This window comes from Exiguobacterium sp. RIT594, assembly GCF_003339585.1.
Lineage (GTDB): Bacteria > Bacillota > Bacilli > Exiguobacteriales > Exiguobacteriaceae > Exiguobacterium_A.
The window spans coordinates 184,479-200,522 of record NZ_QPKF01000003.1; the positions used below are offsets into that span (position 1 = coordinate 184,479).

At 48.7% G+C, this 16,044-nt stretch carries 12 protein-coding genes; 3 read left to right on the forward strand and 9 right to left on the reverse strand.

All coding sequences use genetic code 11. The annotated features are described in order from the left end of the window. Positions 1–46 precede the first annotated feature (46 nt). Together mprF and DVG79_RS12075 are read right to left on the reverse strand one after the other, a co-directional pair. Positions 47–2,605 carry a bifunctional lysylphosphatidylglycerol flippase/synthetase MprF gene (mprF, locus tag DVG79_RS12070; RefSeq protein WP_114596940.1) on the reverse strand — a complete coding sequence of 853 codons (2,559 nt, stop codon included), beginning with the start codon at positions 2,603–2,605 and terminating at the stop codon, positions 47–49. Beyond that, the gene (locus tag DVG79_RS12075; protein WP_114596941.1) at positions 2,602–3,957 is read right to left on the reverse strand and encodes an MATE family efflux transporter; all 1,356 of its coding nucleotides are present in this window, start codon (positions 3,955–3,957) and stop codon (positions 2,602–2,604) included. Before DVG79_RS12075 ends, mprF begins: the two co-directional genes overlap by 4 nt. A 96-nt stretch (positions 3,958–4,053) precedes the next feature. Here DVG79_RS12075 and DVG79_RS12080 point away from each other — a divergent pair, with 96 nt between their 5' ends. Next, positions 4,054–4,836 (forward strand): CHAD domain-containing protein, encoded by a 783-nt coding sequence (locus DVG79_RS12080; protein ID WP_114596942.1) that lies wholly within the window; start codon positions 4,054–4,056, stop codon positions 4,834–4,836. Here DVG79_RS12080 and glsA read toward each other — a convergent pair. The 3 genes from glsA to DVG79_RS12095 form a co-directional block, all read right to left on the reverse strand. Beyond that, positions 4,833–5,765 (reverse strand): glutaminase A, encoded by a 933-nt coding sequence (gene glsA / locus DVG79_RS12085; RefSeq protein WP_012369379.1) that lies wholly within the window; start codon positions 5,763–5,765, stop codon positions 4,833–4,835. The two genes, DVG79_RS12080 and glsA, sit on opposite strands and share 4 nt — an antisense overlap. A gap of 146 nt (positions 5,766–5,911) precedes the next feature. Beyond that, a complete protein-coding gene (clpB, locus tag DVG79_RS12090) occupies positions 5,912–8,485 on the reverse strand; it encodes an ATP-dependent chaperone ClpB (RefSeq protein ID WP_114596943.1) in 2,574 nt (857 codons plus the stop codon). A gap of 7 nt (positions 8,486–8,492) precedes the next feature. Beyond that, the gene (locus DVG79_RS12095; RefSeq protein ID WP_114596944.1) at positions 8,493–9,359 is read right to left on the reverse strand and encodes a DnaJ C-terminal domain-containing protein; all 867 of its coding nucleotides are present in this window, start codon (positions 9,357–9,359) and stop codon (positions 8,493–8,495) included. Between the two features lie 192 nt (positions 9,360–9,551). On the opposite strand from DVG79_RS12095, the gene DVG79_RS12100 reads away from it, so the two are divergent. Next, entirely contained in the window at positions 9,552–9,743 is a 192-nt protein-coding gene (locus DVG79_RS12100) for a YwbE family protein (protein ID WP_012369376.1), read from the forward strand. A 64-nt stretch (positions 9,744–9,807) separates the two neighbouring features. Here the strand turns inward: DVG79_RS12100 and DVG79_RS12105 are convergent, their stop codons facing one another. From DVG79_RS12105 to DVG79_RS12115, 3 genes are all read right to left on the reverse strand, one after another. Continuing rightward, the gene (locus DVG79_RS12105; RefSeq protein WP_114596945.1) at positions 9,808–10,983 is read right to left on the reverse strand and encodes an amidohydrolase; all 1,176 of its coding nucleotides are present in this window, start codon (positions 10,981–10,983) and stop codon (positions 9,808–9,810) included. A 12-nt stretch (positions 10,984–10,995) separates the two neighbouring features. After that, positions 10,996–11,850, reverse strand: coding sequence for a MurR/RpiR family transcriptional regulator (locus DVG79_RS12110; protein ID WP_114596946.1), 855 nt, complete (start codon positions 11,848–11,850; stop codon positions 10,996–10,998). 218 nt (positions 11,851–12,068) lie between these two features. Next, positions 12,069–13,247, reverse strand: a complete 1,179-nt coding sequence (locus DVG79_RS12115; protein ID WP_026829293.1) for a CamS family sex pheromone protein — start codon at positions 13,245–13,247, stop codon at positions 12,069–12,071. A 134-nt stretch (positions 13,248–13,381) separates the two neighbouring features. On the opposite strand from DVG79_RS12115, the gene DVG79_RS12120 reads away from it, so the two are divergent. Then, entirely contained in the window at positions 13,382–13,954 is a 573-nt protein-coding gene (locus DVG79_RS12120) for a class D sortase (RefSeq protein WP_114596947.1), read from the forward strand. 93 nt (positions 13,955–14,047) lie between these two features. On the opposite strand, the gene ligA is transcribed toward DVG79_RS12120, so the two are convergent. Further along, the gene (gene ligA, locus DVG79_RS12125; RefSeq protein ID WP_114596948.1) at positions 14,048–16,042 is read right to left on the reverse strand and encodes an NAD-dependent DNA ligase LigA; all 1,995 of its coding nucleotides are present in this window, start codon (positions 16,040–16,042) and stop codon (positions 14,048–14,050) included. Between the last annotated feature and the right edge of the window lie 2 nt (positions 16,043–16,044).

Genomic DNA, 16,044 nt, shown 5'->3' on the forward strand with positions numbered 1-16,044 from the left:
AATATGAAAAAGAAGATTCCGGAGTCTGTTCCAGAATCTTCTTTACTTACGGCAATAAAATCCGGTCTTTTTTCTTTGAAATCAGACGTGTCGCTTTTAAAATCGCAATCGTTAATGATTGACGTTTACGGTATGCGAGGTAACGTCCTTCCCACTTCGGATCATATTTTTCCTTATAGCGTCTCAACCCGGTAAAGCTGTACATATACCGGATGTTGTTGAATACATCGGCAGCTACACGTTCCTGCCAAAATGAAGTTTCGTCCTCACCAACGGACGAGAGTGGAGCCATTCCCATATTAAAGGTGTGGTAGCCTTGCTCAGTTGCATAGTCAAACAAACGGATGAACATGGCATCCATGATTCCGTTCGGACCATCCGGACGAAAACGCATCAAATCAATCGAGAGAACACCTTCCTGATAAGCCGGCATGAACGTCATGAAGCCGAGCATCTGCTGATTGGCATCACGCATGATGCCGATTGGCGCTTGATTCAAATAAGACTCGTTGAAATATCCTAATGAAAATCCTTTTTCGGATTTCCCTCCCAACCACTCATCCGAGACGTCACGTAATTGATCCAATAACGCTTCACTAAACGGAGGCGATACGACTTCAAACGTCATCCCTTCCCGTTCAAAACGATTTTTAATGGAACGTAAGCCGGCCCGTTTTTTCCCGGAAACGGTAAAGGTCGTCATGTCGACGATCGCCTCTTCACCAAGCTTAAAGAAATTAAAGCCGAAATCATGATACAACGACATGTTCTGTGCCTGAATCTGATAGATGTTCGGGATATAACCTAAATCCTCGACACGCCGTAAGAAACAGGCAATCAACTGGGAATGTTCTTCCGGATTTCCGCTCGGATCACCAAGCATCATAATCCGGTTTCCGGTCTGACTGAACTGAATAAATGAACGTCCGGATTCGGAGAAGAAAAAGCGTTTATCGCCGAGAAAAGCCAGGTGACTTAAATAATTTCCCCCTTCTTCCGTCAAGACATCCTTAACTTTTTGCAGATCTAACTTTTCACCCAAGACCGGCTGATTAAAGGTATTGAACAAACGAATGAAGACGAGTGTGTAGACAAGTGCAAAAATCGCTGCACTCGCGGCAAACATGAAGATCTCATGGGCAGGATAAACCTTTGTCCCGTCAGCCGAACCGAGTGTGTAAAAGGCGTATCCGAAAAAGATGAATCCACCGAGGTATAAAAAACCGGCAAAAGCGGCCCGGATCAGTCGAGTCGTCGTGATCAGCGTCCGTTCACGATGAAAGGCACTTCGTGACATCGTCACTAAAACCAGTACGATCAACACGACAGACAAGGAAATCAAGTTAAATCCGCGTAGTGCCATCCCGATCAAAGCAAAAGCCGAAACACCATAAATCATATACAGTGAACGCTTCGTCCGTCGGTACAGAGACGGGGCAAGCAGGACATACAACAAGCCGGCCATCAAAAAGAAACTGTTCGCAAGCAACAACAACTCATGCGGCAGACGGGCTTCCAAATATTCATACTGTGTCGAGTTTGGCGGCAAAATCGCCAGACCCCAAATCGCGATGCCGGCGAGTAACGTAATCAAGGCCAATGTAAAATGTCGGACTTTACTTAAAAAACGTAACTGAAGCCGCCAGATGACGCCGCCGACTTCAACCGACGGGCCGACAATCGGTTTATCCTCAATCATTTTGACGACCGGACCACTGAACTCACGTGCCGAGAAAATGACCCCGATCACGAATGGAATCAAATAATACACAAGACGATAAATCAACAATCCGGTAAGGACGATCCCTTCTTCGACGCCGGCACGCTGCATACCGATCAAAAAGACCAAGTCGAACGAACCGAATCCACCCGGTACCATCGAAATCAGACCGGCTGTCGCGGCGATGATGAAAACGCCGATGACTTTAGAAAAACTGACATCCGTCCCGAGGGCCGCCAAAATAAAATAGACGACGACTCCCGCACTGAACCATTCCGCAAGCGATACAAGCGAATAGAGGGCGATTGACGATGGACGGATACTACTGCTCCCCCGTCGGAAAGTAAACAACAGATAGACCGGAAAGAAAAAGGCAACACCGATGATGACCGGCCATAACCATTTCTTTAAATCCAACACTTCAAACGCCGGAAAGACATTTAATAAGGATAATGCCGATAAAATCGATAATCCGCTGATCAGTGTCGGTGCCATCCAACCGATCGCTTTCAATAACCGGGTTCCTTCGACGAATGGTCGATAAAGGGCGGTTCTGACGCCCATTCCGGCAAGTCCGCCGAAACCGATGATGCCGTTAAACGAGTTGGCAATCCAGGATGCCCGGAAAATCAATCCGATCGGAACCTTCACTTGAAGCGAACGCAATAAGAAGAAATCATAAAAGAACATCGTCGCGACCGCTGCAAGCCCCGATACAATCAATAAAATAAACTTCCAGGACGGAATTTGCTGAATCGCCCGAATCGATTCCTTTAACGAGAGACTTCTTAATTCGTTTTGTCCCTGATAAAAAATGAACGCAATCAAGATAATCGGCAAAATGATTTTCGCCACTGTCAACACACGTTGTTTATTGAATCTCATTTCACGACCTCCTTTGATTTTCTGACAAGATGCATCAGACGGAGCAAGAGGAGACTGGCTCCGACGGCAAGTCCAATGATCAATCCCCACCAATACCCGTCCGGTCCAAGTTCCGTAAACCGCTCAAAATAAAATCCGAGTGGCAGTCCGATGACCCAGTACGCGGTAATCGTCAAAATAAACGTGACGTTGACATCTTTGAATCCGCGAAGTGCCCCTTGAGTGGGTGCCGCGACTGCATCGGATAATTGAAAGAAAATCGCTAAAATCATGAAATGAGCCGCCATTTTGATGACTGCCGGATCGTTGCTGTACAGTGCCGCAATCCGTTCATTTTGAACGTACAGCAATATCCCTGAAAATAGCGAGACGACGAGACACAGCAATAAGCCGATCCACACGTACTGAACGGCATCCTTGACTCGCTTGGCTCCCATCTCGAACCCGACCGTAATCGTCAGGGCCGATGCGGCCGAGAGTGGAATCATATAGACGAACGAAGCAAAGTTGATGGCTGCCTGATAAGCTCCAATGACGACATCGCCGTAGGCGCCAAGCAGCAAAGTCACGGCTGAAAAGATACTGACTTCCGAAAAGATTGCTAATCCAATCGGTGCACCGAGCAAAACCAATTCTTTGATTCGTGTTACATCCGGTTTATAAAAACGACGGAGAATCCCGAGCCGTTGAAATAGTTCACCTTTCAAGACGACACCAATAACCGCGATACATAAAATCCAGTATGTGATGGCTGTTGCCACTCCTGCTCCAATACCGCCCAGTTCCGGAAAACCAAACTTTCCGAAGATAAACAGATAATTGAAAGCCACATTAATGGGTAAAGAGAATAATAATAACGTCATTGTGATGTTCGATTTGCCTAACGAATCAATTAAGGTGCGCAGGACAAAGAAGACGAACATCGGAATGATTCCAAAACCTAACATGACGAGATAGATGCGGGCAACATGACGTGCCTGATCCGATAATTCCATCTGGTTCAAAATCGGATTCACAAGCACGAGTCCAAGCAGAACCGTCAAAACGATGATGACGACGGAGACATACAATGCCTGAATCACGATCCGCTTCACTTCCCGCTCTTTTCGTGCCCCCATTGCTTGGGACACAAGCGGTGCCACGGCTAATAAAATACCCGTCAATCCTGTGTAAACCGGTGCCCACAGACTGGCTCCGACGCCGACGCCCGCTAAATCAGCCGACCCATATCGTCCGGCCATGACCGTATCAAAAAAACTAATTAAGTAAAACGCTACCTGTGTGACCAGAATCGGAAAGAAAATCTTCATGAACTGTTGAATCTTTCCCGATAGCGTAGTTGTCTCTAACATTGTTCCACCACATTCCAGGGCAACCTGCACCCTATTTTTATTAAAACATCCAGTTTCACTCTTTGTTCTACGTAAATTATTTAAGGAGGGATTCATTTGAATCATCGTGATGCGGAAAATCTAACTTTTGAATTACTTGAAACCTGGTCGACCTTTAACCATTATGCAAAGGAAGCCCAGACATTTAAAAATCCGGAAGACGTCCATCAGGCGCGGATCCGTTTACGTAAATTAATCACATTCGCAAAGCTGGTTGATCAGACGGAGGAGCCGATCTATCTCATCTGGAAACGTTTGATGGCTGCCTTCGGTCAAGTCCGGGATCTTGATGTTCAACTCAGTCAACAAGCTGTCACGTCTCCGATTGAACAGTTGTTCGCAGAACACCTGGCCTTACAACTGCAAGGAAAACGGGCTACGTTACTCGAAACGATGCACCTGTTGATTTCCGACGAGCTGGACCGCTCCGTCCGTCGATTTTTAGCCGGTCGCTTGACAAAACAATTAAAACGGATTGATGAAAAAGATCTTCTTCAGACGGCTGAAAAACGATTCGATAAAAAGAAACTTCACTATGAAAAAGTTCAGCATAAGGAAGGAAATAAGCGGATTCAGATGATGCATGAGTTACGGCTCGCAACGAAGTTCTACCGCTACACGGTCGAGTATTTACGTCCGTATACCGACTTCCCGAAATCGTCCGTCGACCGGTTAAAACGAATTCAAACCCAATTAGGTGACATCAATGATACGTATAACCGTCTCGATCGCTGGCGTCTCTTCAGTGTTCCTGACGATCAGCTTGCGCAGCAACAAAAAGAAATCACCCGGCTTGAGAAAAAGCTTTCGAAGCTGCTCGATCAACTGTCGTTTGATTAAGGATGGCGCTGCACGAGCAACTCCAGCATCTTTGTTCCGGCAATCGAATTTCCTTTCAGGTCAAGTGCCGGTCCGAAGATACCGATTCCAAGGTCCGCCATGTCGAAGTCACTTCGACCGCAGGCGACGATGGCACCGGATACTCCACTTTTTCCCGGTAATCCAACCTGGACTGAAAATTCACCGGACGCATCGTACATGCCACACGTCGTCATGATCGCCCGGATAATCCGTGCATTCCGTCGGGAGATGACTTGATTACCGGATGGGGTTTTTCCGGACTGACTTAAGATTTTCCCCATCATCGCGAGTCCTTTACAATTGGTCAAAATCGCACACTGTTTCGTATAAACATCGATGATTTCTTCCACGTTTCCTTCGATGACTCCATGATACCGCATGAAGTACAGCAGAGCCCGGTTTAAGTCGGTCGTCTCGAATTCGGACTTCGCGACCTCGGCATCGTATTTGACCATATCGAGTTCGATATCGAGCAGATCGGCAATGAATTGGCGTAACCGGTTCAGCTTGTCAGCAGCATCTTCCCCCGGTAACATGCTCGTCACCGCGAGTGCTCCGGCGTTGATCATCGGATTCAGGGGTTTCGTCGGAATCGTCTCTTCCAGCTTCGCAATCGAGTTGAATGCATCTCCGGTCGGTTCCATGCCGACCTTCGAGAACACGTAATCTTCACCAAATGTCTCAAGGACAAAGGCTAACGTGATGATTTTTGACACACTTTGCAGGGTAAACATCGTTTCGGCGTCTCCCGCTGATACAAAACTGCCGTCTGCATTACAAACAGCGATTCCGAGTTGGGTCGGTTCCGACTTTGCCAGTTCTGGTATATAACTCGCCACCTGCCCGAGAACGGTATAGGGGCGGCATTCAGCGATTAACTCTTCTAGTTGTTGTTGCGTTACGTTCATCGGAGTCCCTCTTCCTGTCGTTTTCATTAGCTTATCATGCTTTTTCGTCACGAGATATGCCGTTGTTCTTTTTAGTTTTCCTTCTCATTCAAAAGGTCGTCTCTCCCCTGACTGTCAGAGGATGAGACGACCTTTTGAACTATACTTTAGCGGATAACGAGTTCTGTACCGTCTGTATCGATTGCCACATGCGAACCATCCTGAATGGATCCACTGATCAGAGCCCGTGCCAGTTTCGTTTCAATCGTCCGCTGGATATACCGGTTAATCGGACGGGCACCGTACTGTGGTTCAAACGCTTCATTGAAAATTAACGTTTTCGCCGCCTCTGTGACATCAATCGTAATTTCACGACCTGACAGACGTTCTGCCATCTTGCTGACGGCCTTGTCGATGATCCGTTCGATTTCCGCCCGGTGGAGAGGATGGAACAGAATCGTGTCATCAATCCGGTTCAGGAATTCCGGCCGGAAATACTTTTTCAGCTCTTGGCGGACCGCTTCTTCTTCGGCCGCATCAATATCACCGTCTTTTGCTGCTTCGAGTAAAATATGCGATCCGATGTTCGATGTCATGATGACGATCGTGTTCTTGAAATCGACCACCCGTCCTTGCGCATCGGTCAAACGGCCGTCGTCCAGTACTTGAAGTAAGATATTGAAGACATCCCCGTGTGCTTTTTCGATTTCGTCAAACAACAGCACCGAATACGGACTCCGGCGGACGGCTTCTGTTAATTGACCGCCTTCTTCATAACCAACATAACCGGGAGGTGCTCCAACCAGACGGGAAACGTTGTGTTTCTCCATATACTCGGACATATCGATCCGGACGATGTGTTCTTCACTGTCAAACATGGCGGCTGCAAGAGCTTTCGCAAGCTCCGTTTTCCCGACCCCTGTCGGTCCAAGGAACAGGAACGAACCGATTGGACGATTCGGATCTTTGATTCCTGCACGCGCCCGGATGACAGCATCCGAGACCAGCCGGACTGCTTCATCCTGACCAAAAACACGTTCATGCAACGTATCTTCTAAATACAGTAACTTTTCGCGTTCCCCTTGTGCGAGACGGCTGACGGGAATTCCCGTCCACTTCGACACGATATCGGAAATCTCTTCGTCCGTCACGGCTTCCCGGACGAGTTCATGCGCGACGTGTTCCGCTGATTCTTCCGCTACTTTCAACTGATTTTCAAGTGCCGGAATCTGTCCGTATTTGATTTCCGAGGCTGTATTCAAATCATACCGTCCTTCAGCTTCCTGAAGAGCCAGTTTTGCTTTTTCAAGATTTGCCCGCAACTGCTGGACATTTTGGGAACTGTCTTTCTCGCGTTCCCATCGTGTCCGGAGCGCACTTTCGTCTTCCCGGACAGAACTGAGTTCCTGTTGCAGGGTCTCGAGTCGTTTCCGGGAGGCTTCATCGGTTTCTTTTTTCAGTGCGGCTTCTTCGATTTCAAGTTGCATGACACGGCGGACGAGTGAATCCAGTTCCGCCGGCATCGATTCCATATCGGTCCGAATCATCGCACATGCTTCATCGACTAAATCAATCGCTTTATCGGGCATGAAACGGTCCGTGATGTACCGGTCTGACAAGATGGCTGCCGCAACCAGGGCATTATCATGAATCCGGACACCATGATGGATTTCAAACCGTTCTTTCAGCCCACGTAAAATCGAAATCGTATCTTCGACATCCGGTTCCGCGACCAGCACTTGTTGGAAGCGGCGTTCGAGTGCCGGATCTTTTTCGATGTATTTCCGGTATTCATCTAAAGTCGTCGCACCAATACAATGCAGCTCGCCGCGGGCAAGCATCGGTTTCAGCATGTTTCCGGCATCCATCGCGCCTTCTGTTTTTCCGGCACCAACAATCGTATGCAATTCATCGATGAATAACAGAATCTGTCCTTCGGCTTCCTTGACTTCATTTAAGACTGCCTGGAGACGTTCTTCAAATTCGCCACGGTATTTGGCACCCGCGACAAGTGTACTCATATCGAGGCTGAACAACTGTTTGTTTTTGAGACTCTCCGGTACATCGCCCCGGACAATCCGTTGGGCCAGTCCTTCGACGATTGCCGTTTTACCGACCCCCGGTTCGCCGATCAGGACGGGATTATTTTTTGTTTTGCGGCTGAGAATCCGGATGACCCGGCGAATCTCGTCATCCCGTCCGATGACCGGATCCGTTTTACCGGACCGGAAGTCCGCGACAAGATCCCGTCCATATTTCTTCAGGACATCAAAGGTCGCTTCCGGATTTTTTGTCGTCACCTTCCGATTGCCCCGCATTTCAACAATCGCTTCCCGCAAGACCTGTTCGGTCACACCCTGGCTCCGCAAATATTGTGTCGCCGGACTCGATTGTTTCACAAGACCTAACAATAAGTGCTCGACAGAAACGTAATCGTCCTGCATCAAACGGGCTTCGGTTTCTGCTTCCGTCAACACCTGCAATAAGGAGTTGCTGATTCGCGGCGTCGAGGATTGACCAAGCGCCGGTAACCGTCCGAGTGCTTCATTGACGCCTATCTCCAACTGGTCGATCCGTTGATCGAGTTTCTCAAAAACAATCCGTGCAATGCCTTCTTCCTGTGAAAGCAAAGCCAGCAACAAGTGCCACTCTGTAATCTCACTGTGTCGACGCTGTTTGGCAATGGCTTGTGCCGATACGATGGCCTCATGTGCCCGGTCCGTTAATTTTTCGAAATCCATTTTCCCGTCACTCCTTCACAGATAAACGATTTTCCCACTCTTCATAAAACGATGGTTCCATTTCCGGCAGTTTGACTTCCAGTTGAACCAGCAAGGCACCGCGGTGTCCCTCCCGGTTACTGAGTCCCCGATTCGGGATCCGCAGACGGGCTCCCGGTTTTGTGCCGGGCTTGATTTTTAATTTGACACGTTTTCCTTCCAACGTATCTGCCACGACTTCTCCCCCGAGAACAAATACCGTCGGATAGACACGGACAGTCGAGATGACGTCGGTTTCCTGCCGGCGGAATTGCTCATCATCCTTCAGATGAATCGTCACGTACACATCTCCCGCAATTCCTTTACGGTTGCGTTTCGAACTTTTCCCGCGTAATCGTACTTTTTTCCCGTCATATAAATCTTTCGGCAGACTCATTTGAATGGCTCCTGTCGCCAGTCGGATCGTCACCTTGTCATTCTGACTGAGATGACTTAACGGAACCGTCAATTCGAGTTCTTCGTCCGTTTCTTCCGGTTCTTGACTAAAAAATGACCCGAACATATCTTCAAATCCAAACGATTGCCCTGCCGATCCGGTCGATCGGGATTGACGCCCGTTGAATTGGCGGAAAAGATCGTCATAGTCGGCTGACTGTCCATACCCCGCTCCAGCCATCCGTTCATAGTTACTTCCATATTGATCATACTGTGCCCGTTTTTCTTCATCCCCGAGGACATCAAACGCTTCCTGGATATCTTTGAAACGCTGATCCGCACTCGCTTCCTGATTGACGTCCGGATGGTATTGTTTCGCAAGCTTCCGGTATGCGCGTTTGATTTCCTGGTTCGATGCTGTCTTCTCGACACCAAGCGTTCGATAATAGTCTTTCGCCACGCTGATCACTCCCTTAACTTTTTGTTCTGTATCTTAATTATAGAATTGGTCAGCCAATTGGTCAAATATAGTCAAACTTTTTTTGACGATTCTTTTGTTCTTTTCACTTTACGCATTTTCCTCAAACAAGTTTCGCTCCGGGAAACCATGATATACTGACAACTAGCATTATGAAAAAGGAGCGATCAAGACATGGATGGTAAAAAACGCGCCGATGTTAAAATCGGACAACACGTCAGTATCGTATTAAAACAAGACCAGCGGACAGGTAAACGGACGGAAGGAATCGTCAAGGACCTGTTGACCAAGTCGCCGAATCACCCGCACGGAATCAAAGTCCGTCTCGAAGACGGACAAGTCGGTCGGGTTCAGGAAATCTTATAAGACAGCACATGAAAAAGACACCCGTTTTCCGGTCATCATCTGCCGGAGAACGGGTGTCTTTTCGTCAATTACTGGACTCTTCGAGGTAACGTAAGGTCACTTCGATTAAAATACGGGCTGCATGCTGCATCGCCTGCTCTTCAAAGTCAAACTTCGGGTGGTGATGGGGATAAAAGGTTTCGTCGCCTGCTCCTGTGAAGAAAAAGGTGCCGGGTACTTGTTGCAGATAATACGCGAAGTCTTCGCCGCCCATCGTCGGAGCAATTTCAAAGACGTGATCCGCACCCATGATGTCAGACGCAACCGTCCGCAAAAGATTCGTTTCTTCCGGATGATTGACGACCGCCGGATATCCTCTTTCGTACGTAAACGAATAGGTCGCCCCTGCCGCGTCACACACGCCTTTAATCGTCCGTTCCATTTCGTGGACGATTTGCTCGGCGACCTCCGGATCAAATGTCCGGATTGTCCCGGTCAGTTCCGCACTGTCGGCAATGACATTAAACGTATTCCCGGCATGCAGTGTGCCGATGGTCAAGACCGCTTGCTGAAGCGGATCGAGTCGGCGGCTGACGATACTTTGCAACTCTTTGACGACGGTCGCCCCGAGTACGACGGCATCAATCGTTTCGTGTGGCTTCGCGCCATGTCCTCCGCGTCCGAACAACGTCAACTCGAACTTATCAGCTGCTGCCATGACAGGACCAACCCGGTAACCAATCGTTCCGAGTTTCGTCGTCGACCACAGATGGGTTCCGAAGATGACATCGACACCGTCGAGGCATCCGTCGGCAACCATGTCCCGTGCACCGCCCGGAACGACTTCTTCAGCGTGTTGGTGAATAAAAACGACGTTCCCTGCCAACTGTTCTTTCTGACGGACCAGAATTTCGGCGACGGCGAGTAACGTCGCTGTATGACCGTCATGCCCGCATGCATGCATGACACCGGGCACAGTCGACCGGTAATCGACGGTTTTCTCATCCTGAATCGGTAACGCATCAAAGTCTGCCCGCAATGCGACCGTTTTTCCCGGTTTCCCCCCGCGAATCGTTCCGACCACACCGCGTCCACCGACACCGGTCCGGACTTCAATCCCAAGCTCCGTCAATCGATCCGCAATGAATTGCGGGGTATCGACCTCATGAAACGACAACTCCGGATGTTGATGTAAATACCGACGCCGCTCGACCATCACTGGAAATAACTGTTCCACCATCTCTTCCACTGTCTGTTTCATTATGTACGCCCCCTATTTTTTACTGTGCAACATCTTGACGCTTTCCCGTGTATACTGCAGCCGTTCAATCGTATCGTCATAATGGACGGCAGCATAGGATAAAAACAACACATCAATCGCAAACAACTGGGCGAGACGCGAACTTAAGGCCGCACTGCGTAACGGCGCTTCCGGTGCCCGTGACGTCCATAAGGCGATATCCGCCAACTGGCTGACTCGGTTATCCCCGAACCGCGTCAAACTGATGACTTTCAGCCCGCGAATCTTGGCAAGCCGGATTAACTCGACGACTTCCTCGGTTTCACCACTGTAGGAAATCGCAAAAAAGACATCATCCGGACTGGCGTTCGCAAGAATCGTTGCGACGAGATGTTGATCCGATTCCTGAATCGTCAGTTTCCCGACGCGTGTCCATTTTTGGGCAGCATCCAGCGCGACGACGTTCGATGCCCCGATTCCGTAAAAGTAAATGGCCCGTGCCCGGTCTAAGACGTCCGTCGCTTCGGCAATCCGGTCTTCACTCAATTGTTTCGCCGTATCTTGTAAGGCTTGAATGCTGTTGCTGACCGTCTTTTCCACTAAGTCAGCAGGCCGTTCATTTTTTTCAATATCATGATACCCCTTTAAATCGGTTCGTGCCGTATCCGCTGAAATCCGCATCCGAAGTTCCGGATATCCTTTTAAACCGAGTGCCCGGCAAAAACGGACGACCGCTGCGGCACTTGTTCCCGATTCCTCGGCTAAATGATGAATCGTCATTCCCGCGATTTCATTCATATGCGCTAAAACAAAATCAGCGACTTTCCGCGAAGAAGAAGGCAACTCTTCGTGGACGGCGCTAATCTGTGAAAAAATACCACCTTTCATGCGACCCGCTCCCTTACCATGGATTAAAACAGGCGAATCCAGCGTGTCTCTGCTGATTCGCATGATGCTTCTTTTCTATTATGCGCTTTCAAGACGGCTTTCGTAAATCTAAAGAAATCTGACAATAGTAAATCGTTGTTTTGTTGTGCTTAAAAGTCAGCTTAGACTCAACAAAAAAGACTCCTGCTTGTGCAAGGAGTCTGTCTGTTCAAATGAAATCAACGGATTTTGACAATCGGTTTTTTCGTATCCGGCTCGATGAATAACATCGCTTCCGTATCGCCGTTCAAGTTCGTGACGGTAATCGTTGTCGGGACATTCCGATTGTATTCCCAACGATTTTCGAGCAAGTAGGTCACGTATTGAATGAACGCTACGAGTTCTGCTTTTCCGTAAAACTGAACCGGAATCTTGATTTCCAACTTCTTCAGTTCACCTTCCTGATAAAAGCCTTCTCCCATCATACCGGTGTAGTTCGGGAAATAGTCTTCGAGGCGGTCTTTGAACAAATCAAATTTCGCGGCATCATCCCGGACATCGTTCGTCGCGGCACCAGACGGGTAGTAATAATATTTTTCATCATAGTTTTTCCAGTCGTTCGAACTGATCTGATTGCCGCGCCCGATAAAGGCGGAAGATACATAATGTCCGGAAACCGGTGACCCTTCACTTTCCTGTAAATACAAGGCGACGTGGATCGGTGTCGTTTTGATACCGTCCGTTTTCCGCATTTTCTTGACCAATTCATTTGCCATCCGTTTTCCTTCTGCGATGACTTTTTTCTCGTCGAGTTTCACGGTATAAGTCGGACCGTAGTTTTCATCCTGGAAAACATATTCGCTGTTTAAGACTAAAGCGACGGATGTCCCGCCGAGTTCGAGTTTTTTATCTTCTTCCAACATGTAGTCCTGTTCCAAAATGTGCGATAGAATCAAAGGAGACTTTTGGTTTTTTTCTTTGTAAGACTTTCCGGTCGTGTAGGCAGGGTTCAAGCCGTTCGGATCACTGACACCATCCCCGGCTTTTCCTTTTCGTAACAACCACTGGGCAATTTGATCGGCCTCGAGCAGTTGTCCTTCCTGATAATAGTATTTATCCGGAGCAAAAAATTGAGTCGAGTGACGCATCAATCCGGTCTCGATTTCATCCAGCTCCAGGCGTGAACTGACTCGTTTTTGTGTCATCCCACGGGCGACACTCGGCCGGAACGGTAAGACGGTCCGGTAATAGGAATCGGTCGTATCAATCGCCGGACTGACGACAGCCTGGACTTCTTTTCCTTGTTCACTCTCTGTAATGACTTCTTTTGTATCGCTTTTTTGTGATAAATCAAACGAACACGCGCCGAGGAATAATGTACTCGTCAACGTCAACGCGACTATTTTTTTAGATTTCATCTGTTTTCGCACCCCATGTTTTCAAAATCGTTCTCTCTATCATAACAGAATAGTTTTCCATCGGGGAAGGTGTAGTTTTTCCCTGATTTTCAAAAAAGTATATCCTGCTTTTCAGCAGATGAAAGGATTTTTTTATGAAACGACGACTTCTTGGTCTTCTTCTTTTGATTGCCGGCATCCTGCTCATTCTTTGGCCGATGTATACCAATCATCAAAAACAACAGGCCGCTGACGAACTAAAACAGCAATGGACACAAAATTTAAAGGCGGTCGATGCCAAGGAAACGAAGAAACCGGTCGCAACAAACGGTAGCGGCTTACTGACGATTCCATCACTTGATTTTGAACAGGTCATCTTAGAAGGTGCTTCGACGACCATTCTTGATCAAAGCATCGGTCATCTGAAAGGAACCGGCGCGCCCGGTAAAGGGAATTACGCCTTAGCGGGACACCGCAGTTTCACGAAAGGACTGCATTTCAACCGTCTGCCCGAGTTGAAAACGGGTGCACATGTCATCGTTACGACAAAAAGTCATCGGTATACCTATCAAATGAAGACCTCACAACTTGTCAAACCAACGGATTTGTCCGTCTTAAATCAGGACGTCAAACAAGCAACCCTTACACTGATTACGTGTGATCCGCCGGAAACGGCAACCAATCGTTTGATTAAACAAGGGATTCTAATTAAAACCGAATCGTTGTAACTCTCCGTACACTTCAATATGAAACAGGGAAGGCGCATGATGCATGGCGCCTTCCCTGTTTTTATTCAACTCATCCGTTTGACGGATGTTTGATTATCCTTCGTATTTCGCCAATTCTTCAAGCAATTGTGTTTCATTCCAAATCTCGATTCCGAGCGACTCGGCTTTCGTTAACTTCGAACCGGCTTTTTCTCCGGCCACTAAAATATCCGTCTTTTTACTGACGCTGCCGGTCACGTCCGCACCAAGCAACTCGAGCCGTTTCCCGGCTTCTGAACGTTTTAACGTCTCCAGTGTTCCGGTCAGCACAATCGTCTTCCCGGCGAGCGGTGCATTCGATTGATCAACCCGTTGTCCAAGAAACTGTTGGTTCAGTCCGAGTGCTGCTAAATCCTTAATCAGGTCTTGCGCTTCCGGATGTTCAAAATACTTCGTGACGGAATCGGCAATCTTACTGCCAATCCCATCAATCGCTAAAATGTCGTCATACTCCGCCTGTGCGATCCCGTCCAGTGAATCAAAGCGCTCTGCGAGCAGGTAAGCCGCTTTTTGACCGACCAATCGAATTCCGAGGCCAAACACCAGTCGTTCCAAGGAATTCTGCTTTGAGGCTTCAATCGCGGTCAGAAGATTATCGACCGACGTTTCACCCATCCGTTCATACGTCAGCAACTCATCCCGGTCGAGGCGGTACAAATCGGCGAGCGTCCGGATGGCTTCATGTTCATACAATTGACGCACGACTTTTTCGCCGAGACCATCGATATTCATTGCTTGACGCGAGACGAAGTGAATGATGCCTTCGACAAGCTGGGCCGGACACTCCGGACTGACACAACGAATATCCGCTTCGCCTTCCAACCGAACAAGTTCCGACTCGCAGGCCGGACAATGAGCCGGGAATTCGATCGGCTGTTCGTTCCCTGTCCGTTCCGAAACGACGACGCTGACGACTGCCGGGATGACGTCTCCGGCTTTTTTGATGATGACTTGATCGTGCAGTCGGATATCTTTTTCTGTGATGAAATCGGCATTGTGGAGTGTCGCATAACTGACGGTGGATCCGGCAACCACGACCGGCGCGAACCGGGCACGCGGCGTGACTTTCCCTGTCCGTCCAACACTGAAATCAACTTCTTCGACTGTCGTCATGACTTCTTCCGCGGCAAATTTATACGCCGTCGCAAAGCGGGGACTTTTCGCCGTGAAGCCAAGTTCTTCCTGATCGTCATACCGGTCAACTTTCAGGACGATACCGTCGATTTCATACGGTAAATTAGAACGTTCCATCGTCCAGTGGGCAATGTAGGCTAAAATCTCGTCGACTGTCTCACACGTCTGCATCTCTTTGTTCGTCGGTAACCCGAGTTCAGCCAGCTGCAGCATCGCTTCGCTGTGCGAACGGGCACTCAGTGTATTGACACCGACACCATACACGAACAAGGACAGATTGCGCGATGCCGTAATCGACGAGTCGAGCTGACGCAAGCTGCCGGCTGCTGCATTACGCGGATTGGCGAACAAGGCTTCCTCACGTGCTGACCGGTCCGCATTCAGACGTTCAAATGATTGTTTCGGCATATAAGCTTCACCCCGGACTTCGACCGTCTCATTTCGACGTAACCGAAGAGGTAAGGCTTTGATTGTCCGCAGATTTTGTGTGATGTTCTCGCCAACCGTTCCGTCTCCTCGCGTCGCACCGCGGACAAGTTGTCCGTCTTCGTACTTCAAGGAAATCGCAAGTCCGTCAAACTTCAACTCGGCGACATACGTCGTCGAACGGCCGAGTGAGCGTTCGATGCGGGCGACCCACTCCCGGATTTCTGTTTCGTCAAAGACATTGCCGAGCGATAGCATCGGTAAATCATGGGTCACCTTCTCGAAGGCATCGAGCGGCGCAGCACCGACACGTTGCGTCGGTGAATCTGGCGTAATCAGTTCCGGATGTGCCGTTTCAAGTTCCGTCAGTTCCCGTAACAATTGATCATAGGTGCTGTCCGGAACAGTCGGTTGATCCTGCACGTAATATTCATAACTGTATTGGTTCAACTTTTGGCGTAATTCCTCGATTCGTGCCTGTTCTATCATCT

Bases quoted from the DNA above. Each gene is read 5' to 3' on its own strand.
- DVG79_RS12115 (WP_026829293.1), bottom strand. From the start codon at position 13,247: ATGAAATCTAAAAAAATAGTCGCGTTGACGTTGACGAGTACATTATTC.
- mprF (WP_114596940.1), bottom strand. From the start codon at position 2,605: ATGAGATTCAATAAACAACGTGTGTTGACAGTGGCGAAAATCATTTTG.
- DVG79_RS12110 (WP_114596946.1), bottom strand. From the start codon at position 11,850: ATGAAAGGTGGTATTTTTTCACAGATTAGCGCCGTCCACGAAGAGTTG.
- DVG79_RS12105 (WP_114596945.1), bottom strand. From the start codon at position 10,983: ATGAAACAGACAGTGGAAGAGATGGTGGAACAGTTATTTCCAGTGATG.
- clpB (WP_114596943.1), bottom strand. From the start codon at position 8,485: ATGGATTTCGAAAAATTAACGGACCGGGCACATGAGGCCATCGTATCG.
- ligA (WP_114596948.1), bottom strand. From the start codon at position 16,042: ATGATAGAACAGGCACGAATCGAGGAATTACGCCAAAAGTTGAACCAA.
- DVG79_RS12075 (WP_114596941.1), bottom strand. From the start codon at position 3,957: ATGTTAGAGACAACTACGCTATCGGGAAAGATTCAACAGTTCATGAAG.
- glsA (WP_012369379.1), bottom strand. From the start codon at position 5,765: ATGAACGTAACGCAACAACAACTAGAAGAGTTAATCGCTGAATGCCGC.
- DVG79_RS12100 (WP_012369376.1), top strand. From the start codon at position 9,552: ATGGATGGTAAAAAACGCGCCGATGTTAAAATCGGACAACACGTCAGT.
- DVG79_RS12120 (WP_114596947.1), top strand. From the start codon at position 13,382: ATGAAACGACGACTTCTTGGTCTTCTTCTTTTGATTGCCGGCATCCTG.